The organism is Prevotella herbatica, from assembly GCF_017347605.1.
Lineage (GTDB): Bacteria > Bacteroidota > Bacteroidia > Bacteroidales > Bacteroidaceae > Prevotella > Prevotella herbatica.
The window spans coordinates 2,741,423-2,765,291 of the sequence record NZ_AP024484.1; the positions used below are offsets into that span (position 1 = coordinate 2,741,423).

General features: G+C 38.7%; 23 protein-coding genes. 1 reads left to right on the forward strand and 22 read right to left on the reverse strand.

Annotation, left to right across the window (positions count from 1 at the left end; all coding sequences use genetic code 11):
• Position 1 precedes the first annotated feature (1 nt).
• From prwr041_RS10240 to prwr041_RS10325, 18 genes are all read right to left on the reverse strand, one after another.
• The gene (locus prwr041_RS10240; protein WP_207153692.1) at positions 2-1,153 is read right to left on the reverse strand and encodes a Lin1244/Lin1753 domain-containing protein; all 1,152 of its coding nucleotides are present in this window, start codon (positions 1,151-1,153) and stop codon (positions 2-4) included.
• An 8-nt stretch (positions 1,154-1,161) separates the two neighbouring features.
• Entirely contained in the window at positions 1,162-1,614 is a 453-nt protein-coding gene (locus tag prwr041_RS10245; RefSeq protein ID WP_207153693.1) for a D-Ala-D-Ala carboxypeptidase family metallohydrolase, read from the reverse strand.
• A 303-nt stretch (positions 1,615-1,917) separates the two neighbouring features.
• The gene (locus prwr041_RS10250; RefSeq protein ID WP_207153694.1) at positions 1,918-2,178 is read right to left on the reverse strand and encodes an RteC domain-containing protein; all 261 of its coding nucleotides are present in this window, start codon (positions 2,176-2,178) and stop codon (positions 1,918-1,920) included.
• Between the two features lie 1,264 nt (positions 2,179-3,442).
• A complete protein-coding gene (locus prwr041_RS10255) occupies positions 3,443-5,119 on the reverse strand; it encodes a DUF4906 domain-containing protein (protein ID WP_394370793.1) in 1,677 nt (558 codons plus the stop codon).
• A gap of 22 nt (positions 5,120-5,141) precedes the next feature.
• Positions 5,142-6,047, reverse strand: coding sequence for a FimB/Mfa2 family fimbrial subunit (locus prwr041_RS10260; RefSeq protein WP_237072211.1), 906 nt, complete (start codon positions 6,045-6,047; stop codon positions 5,142-5,144).
• A gap of 32 nt (positions 6,048-6,079) precedes the next feature.
• Positions 6,080-7,171: a hypothetical protein gene (locus tag prwr041_RS10265; protein ID WP_207153695.1), complete on the reverse strand. Its 1,092-nt coding sequence runs from the start codon at positions 7,169-7,171 to the stop codon at positions 6,080-6,082.
• Positions 7,172-7,250: 79 nt separating this feature from the next.
• Positions 7,251-9,053 carry a hypothetical protein gene (locus tag prwr041_RS10270; RefSeq protein ID WP_237072212.1) on the reverse strand — a complete coding sequence of 601 codons (1,803 nt, stop codon included), beginning with the start codon at positions 9,051-9,053 and terminating at the stop codon, positions 7,251-7,253.
• Between the two features lie 57 nt (positions 9,054-9,110).
• Complete coding sequence (locus tag prwr041_RS10275) at positions 9,111-10,580, reverse strand: tetratricopeptide repeat protein (protein ID WP_207153696.1); 1,470 nt, start codon at positions 10,578-10,580, stop codon at positions 9,111-9,113.
• A gap of 27 nt (positions 10,581-10,607) precedes the next feature.
• Positions 10,608-11,171 carry a DUF3575 domain-containing protein gene (locus prwr041_RS10280; RefSeq protein WP_207153697.1) on the reverse strand — a complete coding sequence of 188 codons (564 nt, stop codon included), beginning with the start codon at positions 11,169-11,171 and terminating at the stop codon, positions 10,608-10,610.
• Positions 11,172-11,579: 408 nt separating this feature from the next.
• The gene (locus prwr041_RS10285) at positions 11,580-12,458 is read right to left on the reverse strand and encodes a tyrosine-type recombinase/integrase (protein ID WP_207153698.1); all 879 of its coding nucleotides are present in this window, start codon (positions 12,456-12,458) and stop codon (positions 11,580-11,582) included.
• A 528-nt stretch (positions 12,459-12,986) separates the two neighbouring features.
• Positions 12,987-13,343: a MarR family winged helix-turn-helix transcriptional regulator gene (locus tag prwr041_RS10290; RefSeq protein WP_207153699.1), complete on the reverse strand. Its 357-nt coding sequence runs from the start codon at positions 13,341-13,343 to the stop codon at positions 12,987-12,989.
• A gap of 142 nt (positions 13,344-13,485) precedes the next feature.
• The gene (locus prwr041_RS10295) at positions 13,486-13,668 is read right to left on the reverse strand and encodes a YgaP family membrane protein (protein WP_317194513.1); all 183 of its coding nucleotides are present in this window, start codon (positions 13,666-13,668) and stop codon (positions 13,486-13,488) included.
• A 9-nt stretch (positions 13,669-13,677) separates the two neighbouring features.
• Positions 13,678-13,995, reverse strand: coding sequence for a hypothetical protein (locus prwr041_RS10300; protein WP_207153700.1), 318 nt, complete (start codon positions 13,993-13,995; stop codon positions 13,678-13,680).
• Between the two features lie 7 nt (positions 13,996-14,002).
• Positions 14,003-17,209 carry an efflux RND transporter permease subunit gene (locus prwr041_RS10305; RefSeq protein ID WP_207153701.1) on the reverse strand — a complete coding sequence of 1,069 codons (3,207 nt, stop codon included), beginning with the start codon at positions 17,207-17,209 and terminating at the stop codon, positions 14,003-14,005.
• 10 nt (positions 17,210-17,219) lie between these two features.
• Positions 17,220-18,293, reverse strand: coding sequence for an efflux RND transporter periplasmic adaptor subunit (locus prwr041_RS10310; RefSeq protein ID WP_207153702.1), 1,074 nt, complete (start codon positions 18,291-18,293; stop codon positions 17,220-17,222).
• Between the two features lie 23 nt (positions 18,294-18,316).
• Positions 18,317-19,639: a TolC family protein gene (locus prwr041_RS10315; RefSeq protein ID WP_237072213.1), complete on the reverse strand. Its 1,323-nt coding sequence runs from the start codon at positions 19,637-19,639 to the stop codon at positions 18,317-18,319.
• Between the two features lie 34 nt (positions 19,640-19,673).
• Positions 19,674-20,069, reverse strand: a complete 396-nt coding sequence (trxA, locus tag prwr041_RS10320) for a thioredoxin (RefSeq protein WP_394370819.1) — start codon at positions 20,067-20,069, stop codon at positions 19,674-19,676.
• A 20-nt stretch (positions 20,070-20,089) separates the two neighbouring features.
• A complete protein-coding gene (locus tag prwr041_RS10325) occupies positions 20,090-20,350 on the reverse strand; it encodes a hypothetical protein (protein WP_207153704.1) in 261 nt (86 codons plus the stop codon).
• Positions 20,351-21,123: 773 nt separating this feature from the next.
• Between prwr041_RS10325 and prwr041_RS10330 the strand changes: the two genes are divergently transcribed.
• A complete protein-coding gene (locus tag prwr041_RS10330; RefSeq protein ID WP_207153705.1) occupies positions 21,124-21,696 on the forward strand; it encodes a DUF4738 domain-containing protein in 573 nt (190 codons plus the stop codon).
• Positions 21,697-21,884: 188 nt separating this feature from the next.
• Here prwr041_RS10330 and prwr041_RS10335 read toward each other — a convergent pair whose 3' ends face one another.
• The 4 genes from prwr041_RS10335 to prwr041_RS10350 form a co-directional block, all read right to left on the reverse strand.
• Complete coding sequence (locus tag prwr041_RS10335) at positions 21,885-22,145, reverse strand: RagB/SusD family nutrient uptake outer membrane protein (RefSeq protein WP_207153706.1); 261 nt, start codon at positions 22,143-22,145, stop codon at positions 21,885-21,887.
• Between the two features lie 137 nt (positions 22,146-22,282).
• Positions 22,283-22,663: a hypothetical protein gene (locus tag prwr041_RS10340; RefSeq protein ID WP_207153707.1), complete on the reverse strand. Its 381-nt coding sequence runs from the start codon at positions 22,661-22,663 to the stop codon at positions 22,283-22,285.
• A 13-nt stretch (positions 22,664-22,676) separates the two neighbouring features.
• Positions 22,677-23,153, reverse strand: coding sequence for a 6,7-dimethyl-8-ribityllumazine synthase (gene ribH / locus prwr041_RS10345; protein ID WP_207153708.1), 477 nt, complete (start codon positions 23,151-23,153; stop codon positions 22,677-22,679).
• Positions 23,153-23,851: a tetratricopeptide repeat protein gene (locus prwr041_RS10350; protein ID WP_207153709.1), complete on the reverse strand. Its 699-nt coding sequence runs from the start codon at positions 23,849-23,851 to the stop codon at positions 23,153-23,155. The genes ribH and prwr041_RS10350 overlap by 1 nt, the downstream gene beginning before the upstream one ends.
• Positions 23,852-23,869: the final 18 nt, after the last annotated feature.

Here is a 23,869-nt window from a genome sequence, read left to right on the forward strand (position 1 = left end):
GTCATTTCATGTTATGAATTCGGCGGTACTCGTCGTAATACTTAGACCGTGCATCCATTTCGGGGTCCATTTTGAAATCACCAACTGGAATGAATTCAAGTTTTATCCAGCTCCATATCGTGTTTGGATCAATCTGCCGTGGAGCATCAGGCGGTATAATCTGGTGGTGTGAATCATATCGTCTGCCATTTTCCTTGTAGTCGTAATAATCGTCCTCGCAGCATTCCATGGCGGTCTTCCTCACCATTTCGTCGTATTTGTATTGCTTGTAGTATTCATCAAACGACTCCCTTGTCTTGCGTCCCTGTTGCAGCAGATTACAGAAATACCATCTTGCGTTTTCGTCCGTGTCAAAGGTCTTTCCCTTTGCCTTACACTGCATGCCGAACCATTCCATACAGGCATCAGCAACAGTCTTGTCGGTAAGGTCAAGAGCCGTGACTCCCGAAATAGACTTCACCCAGTCGGCGTCAGCAAATGATTTTTTGATAGAATCAGAAGAAGAACCAACGTTTGCGTTTACGTCATCGCTTTTAATATTCGTAGTCGTAGACGAAGAATATCTTTTATCTTTATCTATATCTATATCTATATCTATATCTTCGCGCGGTTGCGCATGCGTGTACGTATTATGCTTATTGCCGTTTCGTTGATTTCGAATTGATTCATGATTCAATCTAGATTCATTTTGAATTGATTTATGATTCAATTTAGATTCATTTTCAATTGAATTTGAATTCAATTCATTCGCATCTTTTTTTGAAGTTTTGCGCTTTGAATTTGAACGATATTTGGGTTCAGGTTCATCTTCTGAAGAAGAAGAATTCACGGTGAAATCAATATTCAGTGTTTGACAGAGTTCCTGACTATAAAATACTTTATCCTCAACAACAAACAAGCCGTAGTTGTTGATGATATTGCGGATGTAACTTGAAGACTTGTGAGCTTCAGCAGACAAAGAGCGCAAGGTGCTTTTATTGTAAAGTCCCACACAGTTGTTGCACTTAGTGAGATAAATCAATATCATCATGTAAGTGCCGAAGCCAGTACTGCCTTCTTCATTGAGTAAATCTGCCATTTCGGGCATTGAGGTGATGTTACGGCGCACTTTAAGGAAAGGCGAATTCTTAGTTTGTTTTGATGTATAACTCATGATTCTTATTAATGTTTAGCTGGATAATTTTCTATTCTCATTTTACGATTCTTTCCGTTACGTTTAAGTGAAACGTGAATCCAGAAAGAACCACCTCTTCGGTATTCGAAAAGCAGTTGATCATACTGGCAATGATTCGTAATAAAGTCAAAATATTTTCTGGCTATATATACGTTGTAGCAATGTATATCAGCAGCTTCACCAAAAAGGTGTTGAGAGTTTCCAACTCCATTAACTCGCAGGTTAAGTACAGGGCAGCGGAAACCGCTGTTAATTTTGATTACGCCAAAATTACGGCGTAAAGGTTCTAGGATTTTTTCACACAGATATTTTAAGTTTTCAATCTGTGTTGCGTCGGGGGTATTGTCGATGTTGTGGTTTTCAGCAGTCTCGGAACGCATCATTTCATAAAGAGTAAAATGCTCAGTAAGTCTTTTCTCTTTTGCTTGTTCAAGTGTCATAATCTTGTTAAAAAAAAGGACAAAGCTACCGCTAAGAGTGATTGTTCGTCATCCTTTAAATAGTGGTTAAAACTTAGTCGTTAGTTATACTAATATTTACATACCATATAATAATAAAATAGGAATTTCTTTATTTGCCCCTACCTTTTGCAGTAGGGGCAAATGTAATTTAATGTGAGTTGTCGTTTCAGTCATACTAAACATATTTGATTGATTATTTCATATACAAATTTACGAAATATACAAGCGATATAATGCGAAATGTTGAAAACTTGAAAAATACTATAGCGTTTTTAGCTCGATTTAACAATCAAATGTTTTTTTGTATGATTTATACAACCAACTGCTTGCTTCTTTCTTCTTTCTTCTCCTCATCTGCGAGATGCGTAAACAAGGATTAGTCGGACTTTCTAGCCCAAACATATCAAAGACCAATTTGCATATCTTTATAAAACTTTGAGACTTCCCATCAAAGTCTTCAATACATTTACTAGAATAAAGAGCATAGCACATTTCAATCAGTTCTGACTTTGTACCGCTCCAATATATTTTTTGGTTATTCATCTTATGAATATTTTTTTGTTGTTAATAATATTGTTTGTTTACCAAAGCAAAACTGGCATCAGGCTTGTGTTCATGTTAAGGGACATGAATATAGTAATTCATGGACTCACCCCGTCTAATCACATAGTGTTCTGACACGGCATTTATTTTTGGTATGAGATCGTACACATTGCCACATCAAACTTATTGAGTCGTTCATACATGAGGCAGGCATACTGGTTCCCATACAGAATATTCTTCTGTATCACAAAGGTATAAAAATATATTTTAACAACAAAATATTAAACAATGTATATACAATAAAAATCGATATTTTCGTGCATTATAATCAGGTACAAATACATTATAAATGGGAAATATAGGAATAATGTCACACTTTAATCAACTTTATTATTTTCGTTTGTTCATTAGCGAAAATATAATACATACCATATAGTTACTATATGGTATATTTTTCTCGTTTGCTTGCTTTTTCATTATTCTAAACTGTAATATAATCTGCGAGAGACATTGGGGTTTCTGCTTTGGCTATAGATTGAGTACGCTTGCATGATTATTCTCTCGCAGATTACGCAGATTCTCGCAGATAAACAGCAAACAGCATGAGCAACATTGTCTCCACAATGTGGTAATTGTCTTTGTCAGCGTTCTCTGCGGCATCTGCTTTAGCAGATCCATTTCCCCTAACTGTCTTTTGTCTGCGTAATCTGCGCTATCTGCGAGAGAATAAGCCGTTCACATATACAAAGAACGAGCAATAAAACAAAAAGAAAAAATAAAGAATCTGCGGAAAATCACTACGAAAAAGAAACTCTGCGGGAATCAAAAAGAGCCCCCACACTCGCGTGTGAAGGCTCTCCAATACATCCCCACTGGGATATACTCTTCTTAGACTAAATAGCCTTAGAAGAAAATGAATAGAACTAACTATCCATTAATTATTTATAGTGATAATTGTTTAGACGTCCTTCGATTCTCACGAACCTACTCTTCACATGAACTAGTCATCAGGGACATCGTAGAATTGAGTTTTCTTTTGAATCCAATGCGATAAAGCATTGTTATTATATTTTAATTAGAAGTTTAAACATCATGCTTTTTCGTAACTGCTGTTTGCTCTATAGATCAGAGACAACATATCCAGATTGATATTCATATAATTTAACTAACCTACGGTGATAAAAACCAGATAGCATTTCGTATTATCATTAAATTCAATAATTTATTTAAATTGCGTTAAAATGGAAATTAATTAGATCAATAGTTAAAAGGTCAAAACTGACCGCACATAACAATACCCATAATCCTTACCAATGTAGCCTACACCAGCGCGGGAACTATCAAAACTAAATATGCCAACGTAACCAGTAGTACTATGCTCAGACGAAGACCAATAGTTACTATTAATCATCAGTGCTGCACCACCAGCTGCTATTATTGCATTATTTACATTAGTTGTAGCTGTACTACCTTCATAAATAATAAGACTTTTAGACGTATTTGTTTGCATGCTAGTCAAATCAACTTTGCCAAGATTAGCACAAATATCCCAGAATTGCCCCATACTTAAAAGGTACCAACCACTATTAGGAAATTTAGAGACATCCACATTGTAATTATTAGCAGCTTGCCATGCAGGATAACTACTATTTGTTTTATTGTAACCTTTAGTAAATGTTCCATCATAACCTGAACTAATATCGTTATAATAATCAGCTGCAGTGGTAACTTTGGTTAAGCCAGCATCAGCATTAGGTCCCCAAGTAAGTCCTATACCACTAGCATCTGCTAATGCTAAAGCATAACCATGTTTATAGCCTGCATTATATTCAGCAGAACTTAATTGGTTAGAGAAGACAATGCCGACTACGGTTTTGCCGGCAGTTGTTGTCCCTGTTGTGCCGTCACTATAAAGATAAGTACCAGGAGTTGCATCACCGAAATAAACATTCGATCTTGTACTTGTTGTTGGAGAATATGAGACTCTAACATCGGTAGCACCACTACCAGTAATCGCTATATTGCATTGATAATTAAAATTTCTATTTATATTGAAGTTAGTGTAATCTAAAACAGGACTTGCAGCATTAGTAACTCCTCCCAAATATACTCTGTATGATGATGTCCACCCCGCATTATATCCTGTTCCTCTTGCTGTTATCAGTAAATACGAAGAACCTATTGGAGCATTAACACTAGTCCTTTGTTCTGCAGTAGTTAACGTATTATTTGTACCTGCTAAGTTCTCATAGATATAATATGGCGGTACTGTTATTACAGTACCAGCATAGACTGGAGTTGCAACAGCATCATAATTCAATCCTCCAAATCCTGTTGTTGGATTATTGGTATTTCCACTAGCTATGTAACATTCATTAGGAACATTACAAAGCTGATAACCAGTTATTGCGATATTACTGGAAGGAGTTATCGTGAATGTGTATTTACTATATAATCGTTTTAAAATAACTGCCTGAGTATTTGCTCCGCTACTTAAAGTTACATTTGTTGCTTCACCATATAATATTTCATTGCTTTTCGATGACAATGCTGTAGCTAATGTTATTGCTGGTGTTACAACTGACTTTAACTCTTTAAGTGTACTTATTCCATCAAAGTATGTACCGCTACCTGTATTGGCTATAGCGCAGACAGTACAACCACTGCTAACCCTTACAGGAACTGATACTGACGTAGGACTGCTTGAGGCGTATGCACTACCAATCAAATGCCCCTGTGCATCAAACACAAGTACATTCACATTTTCGATGGCATCACTGATTGCACGTGTCACTGTTGTAGGATCCTGCTGCGCTATTTTTACCGTAAGCGTAGCAGTATCCTGCTTTTCATCAAGCATTTCGTCCATCGTGTTGCACGAAGAAAGTAATGTCAGTGATAATAATATATAGAGCGTATATGATATTCTTCTAATCATCATTGTATCATGAATAATATATAAATTACGGTATTACAACATGCTGTAAGTACTCACTCCAAGGCATGACATTCAAAATTAGCTGCTTGCTGCTGCAGTCAACGATGATAACCTTGTCGTCACCTGAATTCAGAGTCACCCTATTGCCATAACTGTCACGATTGGTACTCCAGATAAGCTGAGACAGTGAAGAACGGGACTTGGCAGAGTTGTCTGAATTACTGAACACGGATACTGTCACGTATTCATTCCGCATTGTTGGAAAAGCATGTATGCTGCTTGTCACCAATTGATCAGATGCATCAAAATTTGCTGACGGGGAGTATTTTATTGAATCTCCTGTTATCTGTCCGGCAAAGGTCATGGTACTGCGGAATCCTGACAGGACAACCTTATAATCCCTGTCTCCAAAATACTCCTTAAGCTGTCTTATAATGACATGAACAGTTGCAGGTTTCTTCTTCATCACAATATTACCGTATGCGGCACTCATACCTGCTGTTTGAGAACTGATGGCATAAGTGCCGTAATACAGTGAAGACGGGAGTATATATTCACCCGTAACAGGATCGCGCTTTACGCTTACAGATATGGAATTCATATCTGATCCGTATGCTGGGGTGAATATCTGCGCACTGTCTTTATCCGAACTGCCTATCGCCACGAGGGATGCGTTGCCGCCTCTGCCGTCATAGCTTATCTTATAGCTACCATCTGGATCTGATGTAACGATACGGTCAAACTTACCGTCTATGAAGAGATATGCCATCATATTGCCCTTCACTTCCGTCACCAAAGCATTGCCAACGCTGTCTGTCTGTGACACGATCAACGAGCATTGCACGCAGTTGGAATAGTCATCGTTGATGCATGAGGCAAGCAGCGATAATAGTGGAAGTAACAGCAGATGATGATAATATCTTAACTTCATAATACGATTTCGTTTTATTGTATTCTATATCTTTACTTAACAGTTACCTCCTGAGTATAGTCCGTCCAGTCCTTCACATTCATTGTGATTGTTGCCGAAGAAGGGGTTATGTTATCTCCCGGAGTTTTAACACCCTTACCACTGATAGTGATGCTTATGCCATAGCTTGTACTGTTTACAATCTTTGAGTCGTTTGCATCAGCTTCAGTTAGTTCAGTTGAACCCTTTTTAATCGTTGTACCAGTCTGGAATTTGTTTATTGTGATTGGATAATAAACATATTCAGCAGTACCACCACTAGGAGTAAATGCACCCTTTATGACAATCTTTGTAGGAGTAGTTGCGCTTGTGTTAGGGAATGTATAGAAGGTATAGGGAGTAGGAGTAGTCTCATTATAGGTTGAAATTGGACCAGAACTCAGATAATAGTAATCAGTAGGACTTGTAACTGCATAACTTGCGTTATCAGTATTCTCACCACTCTGTGGAGAAGAACCAGTACCGCCGAATGTGCTGACGGTGTTGGCGTTATAAAGGAAAACTTCCTTCGGGATAAATGTAGCACCTGCATAACCCGTTCCGGTAAAGTTTGTTTTGATGGAACTCAACGTTATCTTTCCTACAAGGTTGTACATATCAACTGATTGATTGATAGTAGGATTAGTACTGAAATTCACAGAGGTATTGCCGTATTTTGGAAGCTTTGTCGCGTCTTGACTATTTGGGGCAGTAGCAGAGGTAGCAGTACTTGCCAAGTCCGTAGTCACTGCTTCCAGGTTGGCCTTGTTTACAATACTCGTAAATGTAGAAGTAGAACCAGGATTGGCAACAACACTAACCTGAGTAGCCTGTGTCGTGGTACTGATAGTCGGAGTGCTTGTTGAAAAACTCTGTACGGTTCCTACTATGGCACCTGAACCATCAAAGGCTGCAGCCTGACCTGCAGAAATATGGGCTTCATCAGTTGAAGGGGCTGAACGGGTCATAGACTTTCCGTTAAGTTGCAAGTTGACAACTGCTGGACTACCTTTCATTATAGTTCCTTCTTCCGTGTCGGAAGAAGAACAGGATGTCATCAATAATACTGATAACATTGCTGATAAAAGCAAATAATTTTTATTCATAATCTAATTCTTTTAATTGTATTCTTAATTCTATGTATTTGTTATTTTATGCATTACTATGGAGTTGTGTCGTTGAGACTTAGAAAGCCAGAAAAGGGCGAACGTACCAATTTGTATTATCTTTACTTCCACTACATAATAAGTAATCTGTACTGACAAAATTATATCGCCATATATCACCATTCATTTCTGAGCTACACCAATAAAAGCTACTGATCAGTGCCGTATAATTAGCACCAGAATTATTCATCAATGTATTCAACGAGCTATATGCCTGATTTGTTTCTGTACTATTAAGATATGCTATACCTGTATTATTATGCTGATTCAACAAATCAGCAGTATAACCATATTTTTTCTCTGCTTTTTCTATAACATCCCACCATTGCCCTGCACTTGGTAAGAACCATCCACTACTACTAGCAGGGGCAGCGACATTACTTTTATATGCGACATAAGCATAATAAAAAGCTGGATAACCTGTTTGTACTGTACTAGATAACGTATGAGCACTTGCTATAGCTTTTGTATTTGTTAATCCACTGTTATCGGTATAAGCTACATTTAAAGTGGGGTTATCCCTTAGCACACTTTCATTAACGCTTGCATCTCCCCATGAACAGCCACTACTAATTGCTTCAGTTAGCGCCATTACAAGTCCATGCCCATATCCACTTGTAGCCTCACAATAAACAGAATTGGTACTAACGATTATACCGATTGGCGTCTTGCTGGCATAATAATTATTGCTATATGTTCCATCAGAATAATATATATCACCTACAGCTGGACCAAAATGTTCCGCTATTGTGGCATTTGTATAACTGTCTACACTGGTGGTAACGGTCACATTGGTCGCTGTTAGTTCATCTGATACGCTGTTAACGCCTGTTCCGGATATCGTTACTGCAAGACCGTATGTGGTGTTGCTCAGAATCTTTGAGTCACCAGTTCCACCTGTAACAGTGGAAATAATGTTGCCTGTGGCTGAACTGTTTACCGTGATCGGATAATATGTGGTGTATGTGGTACCGCTGTTTGTCTTGAACGTTCCCTTGATGACCAGTTTTGTAGGACTGGTGCTGCCATGAGGAAACACATAGAAATAATAAGGAGCACTGTAGGTGCTGATCGTACCGCTGCCCAGATAGGCTGTATTGACATTGCCCGCGATATTCTCTCCGCTTACATTACCGGAAACAGTCTTTGTATTCCAGTTGGTAAGCTGGTTGCTGGCATTATACATGAACACTTCCGTGGGAGTAAAGCTGCAGCCATTGTATGAACCAGTGAAGCTGTAGGTTATATTTGTCAGTGCAACGCGCGCTACCATGCGGTTCAGGGTTACAGTCGGGCTCAGGGTTGTACCTGATCCCCAGTTTAATGTCTGTACATCGGACATCATCGGTAGCGACTTCATGCTCTGAGAGTTTGCCATGGTAACACCGGTATTACTCTTGCCATTCACTGATGTGGTATAGCCTAAGTCCTGAGCCACTGTATAAAAGTCACTCAGAATATATTTACCTGCAAATGCACCGACAGGCACATTGGCGAAGATAAGCATCTGTACAGCATCTGTACGGGTTGAAATATTTTCATCTCCGCTATAATCATACTCATGCAGGGTAACCAGCTTATTGTTGGCATCAAAGAGAGCCACACATATATGGTTAAGCGTTCCCTCATTACTCCCCACAACGGCGCCATTATCCGTCGGCAGTGCTCCGTTGGCACGAGTCACAGCACCTGTTGAGAGTGAGAGATTCACCACGGCAGACTTAGAGGAGCCGTTCTCCGGTACGACGGTGTTGTCCGACGCACAGGAGAATAGAAGCATACATGCCGCCAATAGTGATGATATGTATAATGTATGTTTCATAAGGCTTTATTTACTATATTAATTATCAATCGTTTTACTTACTTTGTTGATTATGCTTTATTTAATCTTCATCAGCTCGGTCAGGGCTTTGTCTGCCTGTACAACTCCAGCAGCCTTTGCCATCTTCAGGTAAACCTCTGCCTTATCACGATTGCCCTCGCTAAGATAAAGGAGTCCCATATTGCAGTAGGCTCTTGGATCAGTCTCCCAGCGCTTAAGATACTTATGCGCAAGGGTTACGTCGTTACGTGTCAGAGCTACACCGGCTGCATTGATATTAGCCTCTGGATTATCAGGGAAAAGACGGGCTGTCAGATCCAAGATGTCGTTGTATTCGCGTGAGCCCTTCTTATAGAATCCAGCTGTGGCATAGAGCTCACCCAGCGTCATTGTTGCAGGGTTTGAACCAAGGTGCTGCATAGCAGAGTTGCTGTCGAAACCATCATGACGGAATGTCAGCGTATATTTGATGCGATAGACCTTTGGAAAGATAAAGCGGTTCATATAAGCATACGGCATACCCAGTCCAAGATTCTCAATTTCACGTTCACGACCGTTGACGACGTCGATATTCTTAATGATGTCAACAACAGCATCACGAAGATTCATGCCGCTACCTGCTACAAGAGAAGAGATGCTGTCCCAGTCCTCAGCAAGCCAGCTTACGTTAAGGTCATTGCGATTGGTGAGCTTCTGCTTCATGAGATACTTCTTCAAATCAAGAGAGCGCTCCATTGCCTCACTCTCGTTGCGACGGTAGTTGCCGATTGGAGCACCGAAACCATTGATACGAAGACCAACAAGGCTTGTTCCGTAACGCTGCAATTCACTTTTCACGTCAGTAGCGATGGTGTTGAACACAGTGTGGTTGAATCTGCTTCCACTAAGTTTGGCAAGAGACTTGTTACCGAATATCTGAATCTCACCGCTGCGGTGGAACTTATCGATATCGGAACCCTGAGGCTGAAGGAACTGTACATAGTCCATCAGATTATAATAGTGAACATTAGGATCGGGATTGTCGTTACTCATGTCGTGAAGATAGATGTTCTTCAACACAAGGTCCTCGTAGACATGACCTTTCCTGCCCTGGCAGTTAAGTTCCTCACTCTCCACATACATGCGGCAGTCCTGCATCCAGTCCTTATAGGGAACTGTTGTGTCATAAACAAAATAGCGCTTAGCGGCATGACTGTCCTTGACAACGATAGGGATATTGCGGCGAACCTCAGAAAGGACCTCAGTACGGTGGGCATCGCGCTCACGCTCACGACCATTGATGACCACTGAGGATAGCACAGAGACGGCACTGTCTGTCTTAAGAACGGGGGTGAATGTCAGCGACTCACAGCTTCCCACAACGCTACTGTCGTAGCTTACCTTCATGCGCACACGGAGAAGGTCGCCCTGACGGGTAAAGTTCTCTGAGTTGACGTAGATCTGACCGCCGTAGACAGTCTGGGCGGATGCTGCGGATACCGTTCCGCTAAAGGCAAGAAGAAAGAATGCAGATTGTAATAGTTTCATTTCTCTATAAATATTATTTCATTGTTATTATCTTATTATATACACCAGTGATACCGAAAGGGAGACTGGACCGACATAGTCGTGACTCTTCGTATATTCGAGGTAGCCGTAGCGTCCCTCACGGTAATGGCGATAGCGCAAGTGCAGGTAGCCAGCAGACAAGGAAGTATCTATGCCCCAGTGAGGAGAGAGGATCCTATGCCAGCCGAAAGTGAGTCCGGCACCGTTGAAGTTACCTTCTGCACGGTGATGGGAAAGATGAAAAAAGGGAAGACGGCTTAAGTTAAAGCCTCCGTGAATGCCGAAGACTCCGATATAGGGACCATTGAAGGATTTGCGGAACCAATGACGGGCTTCATACTGAACTGACCAGTTCTTCCATTTACGGTTATCATTATATGATATTGGACAGTAGGTTGAGGAAACATTCAAGGTAAGGGTACTATCAAGGCGAACCTCGGTACCAAGGGAAGGAATACATAATGCATCATAGAGCAGATTGGATTTCAGCGCGACATACTGCGCATGAAGGCGCAATGATGACAGGGATACCAATAAAAGTAGAAATGACTTTAATATAATATCACTCATCCTACGTTTCGTACTATGAAATTTTAATTTACTCATCCAATTTATCTATTCTATAATTACACGTTCCGTTACTTTGTAAGTAACAGAAAGGACTATAGGATATCATAGGATAAAAATAGACAAAAGGGGGACTGACCAGCGGATAAGGGCTTCCGTTGGATAACAATATATACGTTGAATTGTATTTAAAATGTGTTTAGATCAAACGCATTCAGACTATTTCAGTTCTGCTTATTATGTTTTTTATCGGTTTTTGGTTAATTAAAGTGAATTTATATATAACTTAATAAATTAATGACTACATTTGCCCAACAATTAGTTGTATCTGTTACTTACAAAGTAACGGATATTTTTTATTCTTTATTTCGATGTTAATTAACACCGTTTTTAAAGAAAAGATAGTTCTAATCATCTTACATTCAGACATTTACAGACCTTACTATTTGCCTTACCTATTTCGGCTGCATCAAAACCTTTGAGATATATCTGTGTGGTTCTGATGTCGGAATGGCCAAGAGCAGAACTGATCACCTCCACTGGCACATGATGACGGAGGGCATTCGTAGCCCAAGAATGGCGGAAGGTGTAGGAAGAAATGCTTATTTTTAAGCCGAAGGCATTTGCCAAGCGCTTAAGACCAGCATTGAAATTGCGAAGCAATGACTGATAGCGTTTGTAGCCACTCTCTGTGCTGAGGTCTAAATCTGATATAGGAAGAAGCTTGATGAGGTTGCAAACATTCCTGTTAACAGGAATATTCACACTGCTCCCTGTCTTCTGGCGGTTGTATTTCAGGACACCGTCCATAACCGAATGAATGCCAAGATGCTGCAGGTCGACAAACGGCATTCCACAAAGTCGGTACATGGCTGCAGCCATTAACTGCACCCGTTTCAAAGCTAGGCTTTTCACCTCACCAGTCAAGATCTCCTTCAAATTAGATTCGTCGAGTGCCTTCTTGTGGTTTCTGTCTATGCCCGTGAACACATCATGAAACAGGTTGAACACAAATCGGGCAAGACCCGCCATCACCGCCTTGTTGTAGATGGCACGGAGCATGCGCATATAGGTAGAAATGGTGTTGAAGGAATGGGAAGTACGAATCAAGTATTTCTCATAGAGTTTCAGGGCTTGGGTAGTGATGTCCCCGAAGCGGATGGTGTCACGTCCGAGATACTCACTGAAAGAGTGAGCGGCACAACCATAAAGGTGGGCAGTAGAAAAGCTCCCACAACTTTTTTGTTTGTTAATACATGTCTGTGTAAAAGAAGAGAATGTTACTTTCATAAAAATAATAATAAATTAAAAAGTGAATTACAAAAATACAAATCAATAACCAATAAAAAGAAAGCACAAACTCATTTACAATTAAATAACACACGAATCATTATTATTTAAGTACAGATTATATTATGTTGTTCAAAATAACAGACAAAGGTTGTTTCCCACAGATTTCCTTTTCTGTATATATTTGCAGTATCTGCTAAAGCAGATGTATATTCCCACAGATCTCTTTCTTTGCATGTACAAACGGCATTGTCTCATGCAGATTCACGCAGATAATGCAGAGAAAGAAAGTGTTGACACTGCGGGAGTATATGTAGTTTGTATTTTATTAGCGAATTTGGCCGAGAACGCTAGTAAGTTAAGGCTCGTTTCCATTTCTTATAATACTTGATTCTGCTATGGCAAATACCATAATTAATGAGCATCACGATATTAAAAGAAGCGCTGTCTTTGGACAGCATTAAAACAAAAAAAGTCAGACAGGTATAATTACTCTGTCTGACTCTCTTTATTTGTATGATTTATCTTCTATTCTTTATTTAAAATATCCTTGAGCAAATCAGGTAACTGAATATTCTCACAATTAATTACTGATAGAGCCTTTTTGCCCTTAGGGGTCAATGAGAAATACATTTGTCGCTTGTCTGTATTTCCAATAACACGTTTGATCATGTCTTTATTTTCTATAGACTTAATAACTTTGGATGTGTTAGAGGTTGTCAATCCAAGAGAGTCAGCAATTTCACCAGATGAAAGTTTCGAGGTTTTTGATAGACAACATAATAACATGCCTTCATTGAGACATAAGTTATATGTTTTCTCCATCTCAGCTTCAAACGCTGTTACGGCTCTATTTATTTCTCTTATTTTACATAATGTTTCCATCTCGTTTTTCTATTTTGCGTGCAAAATTACATCTATATGTTGAAAAAAAAGTATCTACATGAAATATTTTCCATTTTTTAACGCCCTGTATATGTAGAGATAACGCTTTGTTTATTGGCTATCTTTAAGGCTTTTTCGTGTATTATTTTTTCTTCTTTAATATCAAATCTAAAGGGCAGAACTTCGTAAACGATGATTGCAATAAATTGATACCTACAAAAAGTGGAAGTAATAACCAATATATAGATACTAGATACGCCAGGACTACACCAACGATAATCATACTCCCGGCTATTCTTCTGATAATATATTCTTTTTCCATCATGATTCTTTTTTATAATAATATTGAATTTTTCTCTACATCAATAACAAATGCGTGAGCAGGAAAGCTAAATCCTGAATCAAGATTGCATTGGTTAACTTTCTCTATGACAAGTGATGATTCCTCTTCTGTAGTAAAACAGAAAAACAGAATGGAATTGGTTTTTGCATTACCAGAATTCTCTCCGAACCAATTTAATAGTTGGGAGCTCTTGTTATTTTTGAATCCGGTTATATCTATGGTGCTAAACCTCTTCACGCCAGCTTGATCGAGTAGCTGTGCTACTCGGTCATGGCTTTCTTTGATACTTAATATGATTGTCAGTTTCATAATTCTGTTACTTTACTTTGTTTTTTAGCATTTTAAAGTATAATAGTGGAACTACAATTAAAGTGAGCACTGTAGATGTGATAGTTCCTCCGATGAGAGATATTGCTAATCCTTGGAAAATAGGATCGAAGAGAATTACAATTGCACCTATCACAACACCACCAGCTGTGAGTAGGATAGGGGTGGTTCTTACTGCTCCTGCTTCTACAATCGCCTGTTTAAGTGGAATACCTTCTTTTAATCGCAGGTCGATGAAGTCAATTAGCAGTATAGAGTTACGCACCATGATACCCGCCAGCGCAATAAAGCCGATCATGGACGGGGCGCTGAAATATGCTCCCATGACCCAGTGTCCCAAGATAATACCAATGAGAGATAGCGGTATAGCCGATAACTGTACTAGAGGCGTTATGAAGTTTTGGAACCATGCCACAATCAGTACATAGATGATAATTAATACGAATAGGAATGCAACTCCTAAATCGCGGAATACGTCGTAGGTAATCTGCCATTCTCCATCCCATTTCAGCGTGAAGTTATCTTCTTTGCTTGGCTGTTTGTTGTACTCTTCGTTTAGCTTATAACCTTCTGGTAATTTTACTTTTGATAGATTTTTTGATACATCAGACATTGCATATATTGGACTTTCCAAGTTTCCAGCCACATCAGTAGTGACATAGACTACTCGTTTCTGATCTTTGCGGTTAATGCTTTTATCTTTTGTTTCTTCTGTTACTTTTACTAAATCTCCAATAGGTATAGCCATGCCTTGCTTGTTTACAACTTTCATGCTGAGGACATCTTCTATACTAGACTTATCTTTTTCTGGCATCTGTAATACGATACCGATTTGGTCTACACTAGATGGACGATGCAATATACCTATCTGCATGCCAGATAGAGCAGCATTGACGTTTTGTAGCACTTGTGCCTCTGGTATTCCCAGTTTCATAGCTTTGTCTTTATCCACTACGAATTTATACTCAGTCTGATTATCTTCTACTGTCCAGTCTACGTCTACAACATTGTTTGTTTTTGACAAGATGTCTTTAACCTGACTGGCAACATTGATTTGCTTCTCATAATCAGGACCATAAATCTCGGCAACGATTGTTGACATAACAGGAGGACCAGGTGGCACTTCTACGACTTTCACATTTGCGTTATATCTTTTACCGATAGCCTGCAAGCCTGCACGCATTGATTTTGCGATGTCGTGACTTTGCTCGCTACGTTTTCCCTTGTCAATCAAGTTGACCTGGATGTCAGCTACATTATCGCCTGAACGCAAATCGTAATGACGTATCAGACCATTAAAGCTTATTGGTGCTGATGTGCCTACATAGGTTTGATAGTTGGTCACCTTGTCGTTTTTGCTTACATATAGTCCAAGTTCTTTGGCTACGGCAGATGTACGTTCCAATGTTGTGCCTTCAGGCATGTCAACAACAATCTGGAATTCATTCTTGTTATCAAATGGCAGCATCTTTACTGGTACTGATTTGGTAAAGAACAATAAGAATGTTGCTAGCAGAATAACTGTTAATGACACCATAAAAGTCCATCTTCTTTTTCTGCTTTCAAGAAATGGTGTTGTTATTTTAGCATATACTTTATATATAAATGTGTCATGCAGTTCGGTAGATGACTTCTCTTCTGCCGCACCGTTGCTCTTTTTCTCTTTAAATCTTAAGAAGTGATATCCAAAGTATGGTGTTAACGTTAATGCAATCAATAGAGAGAATGTCATCGCAATAGCTGCACCGATAGGCATAGGACTCATGTATGGTCCCATCATTCCAGATACGAATGCCATTGGCAATACAGCAGCGATAACCGTTAATGTAGCAAGAATAGTAGGGTTGCCGACTTCGTTGATAGCAAAGAGTGCTGCTTGAAGTGGTGGCAGATTTTTCATCTTAAAATGCCTGTGCATGTTCTCGGCAATAACAATAGAGTCGTCTACCACAATACCCGTGACAAAGACGAGAGCGAAAAGCGTAATTCTGTTCAGTGTATATCCCAGGAAGTAGTAGGCAAACAGCGTCAGTGCAAATGTGATTGGGACAGACAAGAATACGACTAGTCCTCCGCGCCATCCCATTGCGAGCATGACAAACAAGGTAACAGCTATAATAGCAATAACCAAGTGCATTAACAGTTCAGATACTTTGTGAGATGCTGTTTCGCCATAGTTACGCGTTACATCTACGTGGATGTCATTGGTGATGACATTCTCTTTTAACTGGTTTACCTTATCCGTAACAGTTTCAGCCAGTTTCATTGCATCCGATCCTTTTTTCTTAGCGATAGATATCGTTATGGCAGAATAATCATCTGGCATATTGGCTTTCTCTTTTGCCTCAGCTGCTCCATAACTAAATGAAACATACTGCTTAGGAGTTTCGGGGCCGTCTTCAACGTTTGCAATTTGATAAAGATATACAGGTTGATTATCATTGGTTCCGACAATCATATTTTTAACTTCATCCTTATTAGCAAAGAAGTTTCCTGTTTGAACAGAGTAGGTCTTATCTCCGGTAACGATATTACCGCTTTCCATCTGGACATTGTTTGCCTGAAGAGACTGCGAGATAGTGCCGAAGTCTACATGACTTTCAGCCATCTTATCTTTGTCAAGTATCACTCTTACCTGACGGCTTTGTCCACCAATAACTTTTACTTGTGCAACATCCGGAATCTTTTTGACTTCGTTGGCCACAACCTCAGATACCTGTCTCAGTTCATAGCCACTCATCTTATTGCTCCATAGCGTGAAAGCCAAAGCTGGGACATCATCTATAGAACGTGATTTGACGAGAGGCATCGTTGTACCTTGTGGCATGTGGTCCATGTTTTTCATGATCTCGTTGTACAACTTTACCAGAGACCGTTCAGAGTCTTCGCCAACATAGAATTGTACGGTGAGCATGCCCATGCCGCTCATAGAAGTAGAATAAACATGTTCCACTCCCTTGATATTTGATACAATCTTCTCCATTGGTTGTATCACTCCAGATTCCACTTCTTTCGGTGTAGCGCCTGGATATCCGATCATAATGTCCGCAGTAGGAACTTCTATCTGAGGATCCTCTTCGCGCGGAATATAATATATACTGAATATGCCTAATAGCAAAAATGCAAAAACGAGCAATATACTTAGCTTGGATTTGATAAATGCATTGGCTATTTTTCCTGAAATTCCATTTTCCATAGCTCGTGTTTTAGTCTGTTATGATAATTTTCTGTCCATTGTATAGTTTCACATTAGCGCTCTCTATTACTCGGTCGGTTTCACTAAGACCAGACAAAACGATTACTTGATCTCCTGTTTCCTTGCCGAGACGCACCCAATGCAAAATGGCTTTGTTGTCTTTATCAGCAACATAAACACCAGTGAGTTGATCTTTAGTTACGATAGATGATTTGTTGACAAGTATTTGTGACGTACCTCCATCTGCTTTCTTATTTTGAATATGGATTCCGGTATACATACCAGCACGTAATTTAGCTTTGTCTTTCTGCCCGATAGAGATTTTCATCCCATATTGTCCTCCTGTCATTGTTGCAGATGGACTTAGTTCGCTGACAATACCACTTATATTGATATTTAACGATTTGACATCAATCTTTACATGGTCGCCAACATGTATAGATGCTACATAGTTTTCAGGAACAGATGCAGTTACATTCATATCTCCGGACTGTTCTACTGATAGCAGTGGCATTCCTGGATTGGCAATAGTGCCTTCATCTACCATCTTCTGTGTAACGACTCCAGAGAAAGGTGCCCTTATATTGGTGTAAGCGAGCATTGACTTCACTTCAGTTAATCCCTGTCTTGCCATTTGCAGACGAGCTTTAGCTGAAGTGTTCTTGAGTGCTACGTTTTCCAGTTCTTTATCAGAAACACTCTTTTCTTCGTGCAGTGCTTGATATCTTTGGTAATCGCGCTGAGCATCTTTTGCGGCAGCGTTTGCCTCGACAATCATAGCCCTGACCTGAGCTTCTTTGGCTTTTATATCACTACTGTTTATGATTAAAAGAGTCTGACCTTTTTTAACCACGTCACCTTGCTTCACATAAATCTTATCAATGTATCCCATTACCTTTGTGCTGATGACGGCAGTCTGTTTGGCAGATACCATACCACTGATAAAGATTTCTTCTCTGTTAGTACTTGTAGGGTAATAGGTACTTACTCGAACCGCACTCTCTTCTTTTTCTTTATTTGATTTAGATGAGCATGATGCAAGAATCGCAATTGCTGCTATGTATAAAAATGTATGTACTTTCATTGTTATAATTGATTTGATGTGAATTAATAATTTGATGTAAGTAACTCAGTGTAATATTTTGTAATATTATACGACATGATTGTCTGGGCTAAAGCAATTCTCTGCTGAGAGAGTTGTGCTTGGGCTGTGAGAACATCTGTGGTGCTGGCAAGTCCCTCTTTATATCTGTTGTTTAGAATTCTGAGCGCTTCGGTAGCTTGTGCTACGCTTGTATTGTGTTTGTTGATTTCAATTTGCAAATCATTCAGATCTCGTCGCGTCTTGTTAAGTTCCAATCGGCTTTTATCAATAAATTGATTTAATTCTTTATTCATCTTGTCAGTCGTATAATTAGCAGATTTTATCTTACTACGGTTCTGATTTCCAGAGAATAGGTTCCAAGATAGAGATATCCCAGCCATGTATGAGTTTTTATTAAAGCCAAAAACTTTATTGTCATTCAGTTGATAGCTACCAAATGCGTTTACTTTAGGTAGGAGAGCCATCTCTGATGATTTAGCCATCATCTTTGATGCGTTAAGAGCAGTCTTCATTGCCATGATATCTGATCGTGTTTCGGAAAGCTCTTTATTTTCAAATCCAACAATCTCCTGTGTCAGAGAATCAGTAGAATACAGGCTTTGCTTGTCTTGAGGATTTCCAGCGATGAGATTTAGTCCTTCAGATGCGTTCTCTATATTACTTGTTGCCTTAGAGAGTGCGCTTTCTACCGTGTTTAATTGCACTTCAGCATTCAGAACATCAGATTTTTGTACTAATCCTTGTTTGTAGAAATTGTTAACTGACTGATTAATCTGTTTTACATCAATCAATGTTCCTTGTAATATATCTCTCAACTGATATGCAAACTGTAGCTGAGTGTAGGCTTTCTTTACTTCAAATGTTATATAATTTTTAGTATATGCCGATTTATATTTATATGCATCTTGCTGAAGTTTCGCGCCTTTGCGTGCATAAATCATATCAAGATTGAATATAGGGAGTTTGGCATCGAGAGAAGTTCCGTAGTTATGTGTCGCTCCCGGATTGTTCAATTTTGATGGTTCGAAATCTTGTGGGGTAGCAATGCCTTGCTGAAGCAGGAATCCGAATGCATTCAAGGGATTGTTAGTCACCATAGCTGTATAATTGACAGATAACTGAGGTAAAAATACAGCGTCTGTTTGATGATAGTTTGCATTGGATATACGGTAATCAAGTTCCGCTATCTGTATGTTGGCATTATTCTTTGCGGCAATAGCAACAGCGCTTTCCATAGAAATATGATTTTCTGTTTGTGCGCTCATTGCTATTGGGTTCATAAGAATATACCCAGCTGCAATCAAAAAAAACTTTATTTTATTCATCTTTTGTCTAGTATGGGGGTTAAAAGTAATCTTCTTATTCAGTGAGTAGAATATCTTTGATAGCTTTCTCAAAGCCACTTTTTGGCATGGCTCCGACAGACATTTGTGGTGCACCATTCATTGGGATGAATAATACAGAGGGTATGGATCTTATTCCAAAGACAGCTGCGAGGTCTTCCTCTTGTTCTGTGTCTACCTTATATATATAGATACTGTCTTTATATTCTTCAGCCAGTTCTTCCATAATAGGACTTACTGCCTTACATGGACCGCACCACGTTGCATAAAAATCAATTATTGCTGGTTTGTCACCAAGGTAATTCCATGTTGCAGGATTATGCTCGAAGTCTGCTACTTTTTTAAGAAACTCCGCTTTAGTCAATTGAATTGCTTTCATATATGCTGTGTTTAAATGTTTATATATTGTTATTTAATTCTTTAATGATCATGTTATTTCTTCGGTTTGTATGGTTTTATAATGTCTTTGTAAACTTGTCTTTTATCGTTTGACAAAGAGCAACCTCCTGCTCCGCAACACGATAAATTAAATATCCCTTGGAACATAAGCAATGCACCGAAAAGTGTTATTACATTCTCCTTAGAAGTTATGCCCATTACGCATAGACCTATTCCGAAAACCATTCGAATGATACGTGATATGTTCCAATCAACGAGTATTCTCTTCATCCATTTAAAAGTACTCTCTTTCATATTTGTTTTTATTATATTGTTCGTGATTTCTTGTAGATTATAATTCCTAAAGATATATATTCCTTTGGAAAACATTGCAAATATAATCTATGTTTTCTATAAAACAAAATTTCCAAGGGAAAATATTGTTTTAATACGTAATATTTTCCACTTATTTTACAATATTACCTAATTTTACTATTAATGGGGGATAAAAGAGGGTCTTTTATATAATATTGAATTCTTTATCTTAGTTTGGACTTTGATGCTATCTAGCAATGATAATGTAATATTCCATTCTGTAAAATAAAACATGTTTTATTTTGCTTTTCCACTCGTTTGCATTACTTTACCTTCGGTGAAGATACGCTACACTCGGTAAAACAAAATTAAAACATGTTTTATTTTGCTTTTCCACTCGTTTGCAATACTTTACCTTCAGTGAAGATACGCTGCACTCGGTAAAACAAAATTAAAACATATTTTATTTTGCTTTTCCACTCGTTTGCGTTACTTTACCTTCGGTGAAGATATGCTGCACTCGGTAAAACAAAATTAAAACATATTTTATTTTGCTTTTCCACTCGTTTGCATTACTTTACCTTCGGTGAAGATATGCTGCACTCGGGAAAACAAAATTAAAACATATTTTATTTTGCTTTTCCACTCGTTTGCAATACTTTACCTTCGGTGAAGATAGGCTACACTCGGTAAAACAAAATTAAAACACGTTTTATTTTGCTTTTCCACTCGTTTGCAGTATCTTTGCATAATAATAATTTAAGGCAAGCAAAATGAAGACATGTTATGTTGCGGCATTGGCAATAGCCATAGCTGTTGTATCTTGCAAGCAAGACAAACGAACCGGTGATATAATAACTAAAAAACCGGTAGCTGAAGTTCAGAAGACAATTCAAAAAACTGGCGATTATTCTCAGACACGTCAGGTGAATTGGCTTGGGAATAATTATTCTATTGTAGTACAACGGATGGCAGAAACATCTTCAACTGTTGTTGATGATGCTTCAGGAAACAAATATTATGACAATAAGATTATTGTAAGAATTTTAAGAAAAGACGGTACTGAATTCTTTAAACGTGAATTCAAAAAGTCGGATTTCTCTTCATATATTGATAATACCTATAATGAAAAAGGTGTACTTTTAGGTGTCGTTTTTGATAGAGCAGAAGGAGATAATATGTTTTTTGCAGCAAGTGTAGGCTCACCAGACAAATTGAGTGATGAGTATATTCCACTTGAAGTGAAAGTATCAAGAACTGGTAGTGTCTCTATTTTAAAGGATACACAGCAGGATACAGGAGATCAACAGCAAAAAAGCGATGATGAAGAAATGACAGAAGACTAAATGGTATTGATTATATAACATAAGAAAAAGAGATTAAGGGAATACCTTAATCTCTTTTTTCTTGTTATTAGGAGTTGATTAATATCCTTTATTCTGCCAGAACCCAGTAGTGCTGTTTTCATCTGTTGTCAAATTGGTAACAGAGTTTGTTTCTGCATCTGGTATTGGACGATATAAATGATGGCTGTCTATGTTGGCAGATCCCTCTGAGCATTATATTTCTTCACGTATTCAACGAGTTTACCTGTACGCTTAAGGTCGAACCAGCATTGGAATTCACCGCAAAGGTCTACACCACTTTCCACAAGAGTATCGTCGATAGAAGATATGCTGTTTAAAGAGTTATCTTGTCCTGATATAAAGTGTGTCTTACGAAGTGTATTGATAGTTGCAAGAGCATCAGTGGCACTACCTGATTCAAGCTGACCTTCAGCCTTGATGAGATACATCTCTGCTAAACGAAGAAGTAGCGATAAGAGATATTCTTTTCTTGTTTATTTAATAATGTTATACGTCTTTTTAAGATTAACAAAAAAAAGCTGCATCATTAGTATGATGCAGCCAACTTACTTAACTTATATTTCTTTTACTCTCTAAGCAATGCTTGGTGAGCCTTTTCAAACGCTTGTGGATATTTTCCAATGAAGCACATGTTAACTATACAATTTGCTAATATCTCTATATCATTGAGGTCAACACCTTTTTCACGAGATACGTCCTTGCCAAGTGTTACTTCCCATGGACCATTGAAGCATGAATCTTCGGCACCCATGTATTGTTCTTCACCTTTGCCCTTGTTAAGCTTATATTTAATGCTCTTTGAAGAAGCTACAGGACGTAAAGAAGCCATAATGTTGTAGGCTTCATTTAATGGATCACGAAATTGAGCCGTACCTGGAAACATATCGTTAATGACGGGCATTATCTCGTCAAACTCGTATGCTTTTATTAATTGGTGAAGTTTCATATTCTGTATATATTTAGAATTTAGCCATCTTAATGGCAACTATCGCACATTCGTCACCCTTGTTTCCAAGTGAACCACCACTTCTATCCTTAGCCTGTTGCAAGTCATTTGTTGTTAACAAGCCGTAGATTACTGGTATTTCCTGAGTTGCATTGAGTCTTGATATACCATAAGTTACACCCTGACATATATAATCAAAGTGTGGTGTCTCGCCTCTGATAACACTTCCGAGGATGATGACAGCATCATATCCTCCATGAAGAACCATCTGGCGTGCTCCATAAACAAGTTCAAAACTTCCCGGAACTGTTCTTACATGAATATTCTCAGGCAGAGTTCCGTGCTTTTCCAGAGTGCCCATAGCTCCGTCAAGAAGCGCCCCTGTTATATCTGGATTCCATTCAGCAACAACAATGCCGAAGCACATGTTACTTGCATCAGGAATCTTACTTAAGTCGTAGTCTGAGAGGTTATGTAATGCTGTTGCCATTATCTTGATGCTCTTTCTATATATTTGTCTATTTCCTGACTCTGAACGAGTGGAGAATTAACGTATTTAGATTTAATATTTTGATAAATCTCTAAAGCGTCTTCTTTCTTTCCCTGACTTTCAAGAAGAATACCTGCCTGAAGGCGGAATGTAGGAGCAAGACTGTTGTTTACTCCATCTTTACCTTCACTGTCAGCCATATCTGCTGCTTTCTTAAGACTGCTAATAGCCTTATCCAACTGATTTACGTGTGCATAAGCATTACCAAGTGCAGCAACAGCAGCAGGGCTAACCATTGCATCGTTTGATGGTGAATACTCATCAAGGAACTTCACAGCGTCATTCCACTTGTTAAGATTTGCATAGCTCAATCCGGCATAAAGATTAGCCAAATTTGCAGCATCAGTTCCACCATAATTATTTATGATATTAACGAAACCTGTAAATCCAGCACCGTCACCGTTAAGAGCTTTGTCAAACTGCTCTGCATTGAAATATTCTTGTCCCTTTGCTAATTCTGTAGAGGCTTTTTCTTCACGAGGACCACCTACATAAGCTTTGTAAATAAAGAATCCTGCGATAATTACGATAATTGCCAATACTGCAACGATAATAGCTTTCTTGTTTTTATCGAAGAAAGTTTCTGAATTTAAGAGGGATTCATTATTATATGCCCTCTGTTGGTTTTTGTTTGCCATTATTATTTGTTTTTATTT

What these genes read in the sequence shown, in the direction of transcription:
- prwr041_RS10260 (WP_237072211.1), bottom strand. Translation starts at nt 6,047, where the DNA reads ATGAAGTTAAGATATTATCATCATCTGCTGTTACTTCCACTATTATCG.
- prwr041_RS10295 (WP_317194513.1), bottom strand. Translation starts at nt 13,668, where the DNA reads ATGATGGAAAAAGAATATATTATCAGAAGAATAGCCGGGAGTATGATT.
- prwr041_RS10285 (WP_207153698.1), bottom strand. Translation starts at nt 12,458, where the DNA reads ATGAAAGTAACATTCTCTTCTTTTACACAGACATGTATTAACAAACAA.
- prwr041_RS10245 (WP_207153693.1), bottom strand. Translation starts at nt 1,614, where the DNA reads ATGACACTTGAACAAGCAAAAGAGAAAAGACTTACTGAGCATTTTACT.
- prwr041_RS10290 (WP_207153699.1), bottom strand. Translation starts at nt 13,343, where the DNA reads ATGGAAACATTATGTAAAATAAGAGAAATAAATAGAGCCGTAACAGCG.
- prwr041_RS10335 (WP_207153706.1), bottom strand. Translation starts at nt 22,145, where the DNA reads ATGTATCTCATCAAGGCTGAAGGTCAGCTTGAATCAGGTAGTGCCACT.
- prwr041_RS10315 (WP_237072213.1), bottom strand. Translation starts at nt 19,639, where the DNA reads ATGAATAAAATAAAGTTTTTTTTGATTGCAGCTGGGTATATTCTTATG.
- prwr041_RS10270 (WP_237072212.1), bottom strand. Translation starts at nt 9,053, where the DNA reads ATGAAACATACATTATACATATCATCACTATTGGCGGCATGTATGCTT.
- prwr041_RS10265 (WP_207153695.1), bottom strand. Translation starts at nt 7,171, where the DNA reads ATGAATAAAAATTATTTGCTTTTATCAGCAATGTTATCAGTATTATTG.
- prwr041_RS10240 (WP_207153692.1), bottom strand. Translation starts at nt 1,153, where the DNA reads ATGAGTTATACATCAAAACAAACTAAGAATTCGCCTTTCCTTAAAGTG.
- prwr041_RS10350 (WP_207153709.1), bottom strand. Translation starts at nt 23,851, where the DNA reads ATGGCAAACAAAAACCAACAGAGGGCATATAATAATGAATCCCTCTTA.
- prwr041_RS10340 (WP_207153707.1), bottom strand. Translation starts at nt 22,663, where the DNA reads ATGAAACTTCACCAATTAATAAAAGCATACGAGTTTGACGAGATAATG.
- prwr041_RS10325 (WP_207153704.1), bottom strand. Translation starts at nt 20,350, where the DNA reads ATGAAAGAGAGTACTTTTAAATGGATGAAGAGAATACTCGTTGATTGG.
- prwr041_RS10300 (WP_207153700.1), bottom strand. Translation starts at nt 13,995, where the DNA reads ATGAAACTGACAATCATATTAAGTATCAAAGAAAGCCATGACCGAGTA.
- prwr041_RS10280 (WP_207153697.1), bottom strand. Translation starts at nt 11,171, where the DNA reads ATGAGTGATATTATATTAAAGTCATTTCTACTTTTATTGGTATCCCTG.
- ribH (WP_207153708.1), bottom strand. Translation starts at nt 23,153, where the DNA reads ATGGCAACAGCATTACATAACCTCTCAGACTACGACTTAAGTAAGATT.
- prwr041_RS10275 (WP_207153696.1), bottom strand. Translation starts at nt 10,580, where the DNA reads ATGAAACTATTACAATCTGCATTCTTTCTTCTTGCCTTTAGCGGAACG.
- prwr041_RS10255 (WP_394370793.1), bottom strand. Translation starts at nt 5,119, where the DNA reads ATGATGATTAGAAGAATATCATATACGCTCTATATATTATTATCACTG.
- prwr041_RS10305 (WP_207153701.1), bottom strand. Translation starts at nt 17,209, where the DNA reads ATGGAAAATGGAATTTCAGGAAAAATAGCCAATGCATTTATCAAATCC.
- prwr041_RS10250 (WP_207153694.1), bottom strand. Translation starts at nt 2,178, where the DNA reads ATGAATAACCAAAAAATATATTGGAGCGGTACAAAGTCAGAACTGATT.
- prwr041_RS10330 (WP_207153705.1), top strand. Translation starts at nt 21,124, where the DNA reads ATGAAGACATGTTATGTTGCGGCATTGGCAATAGCCATAGCTGTTGTA.
- prwr041_RS10310 (WP_207153702.1), bottom strand. Translation starts at nt 18,293, where the DNA reads ATGAAAGTACATACATTTTTATACATAGCAGCAATTGCGATTCTTGCA.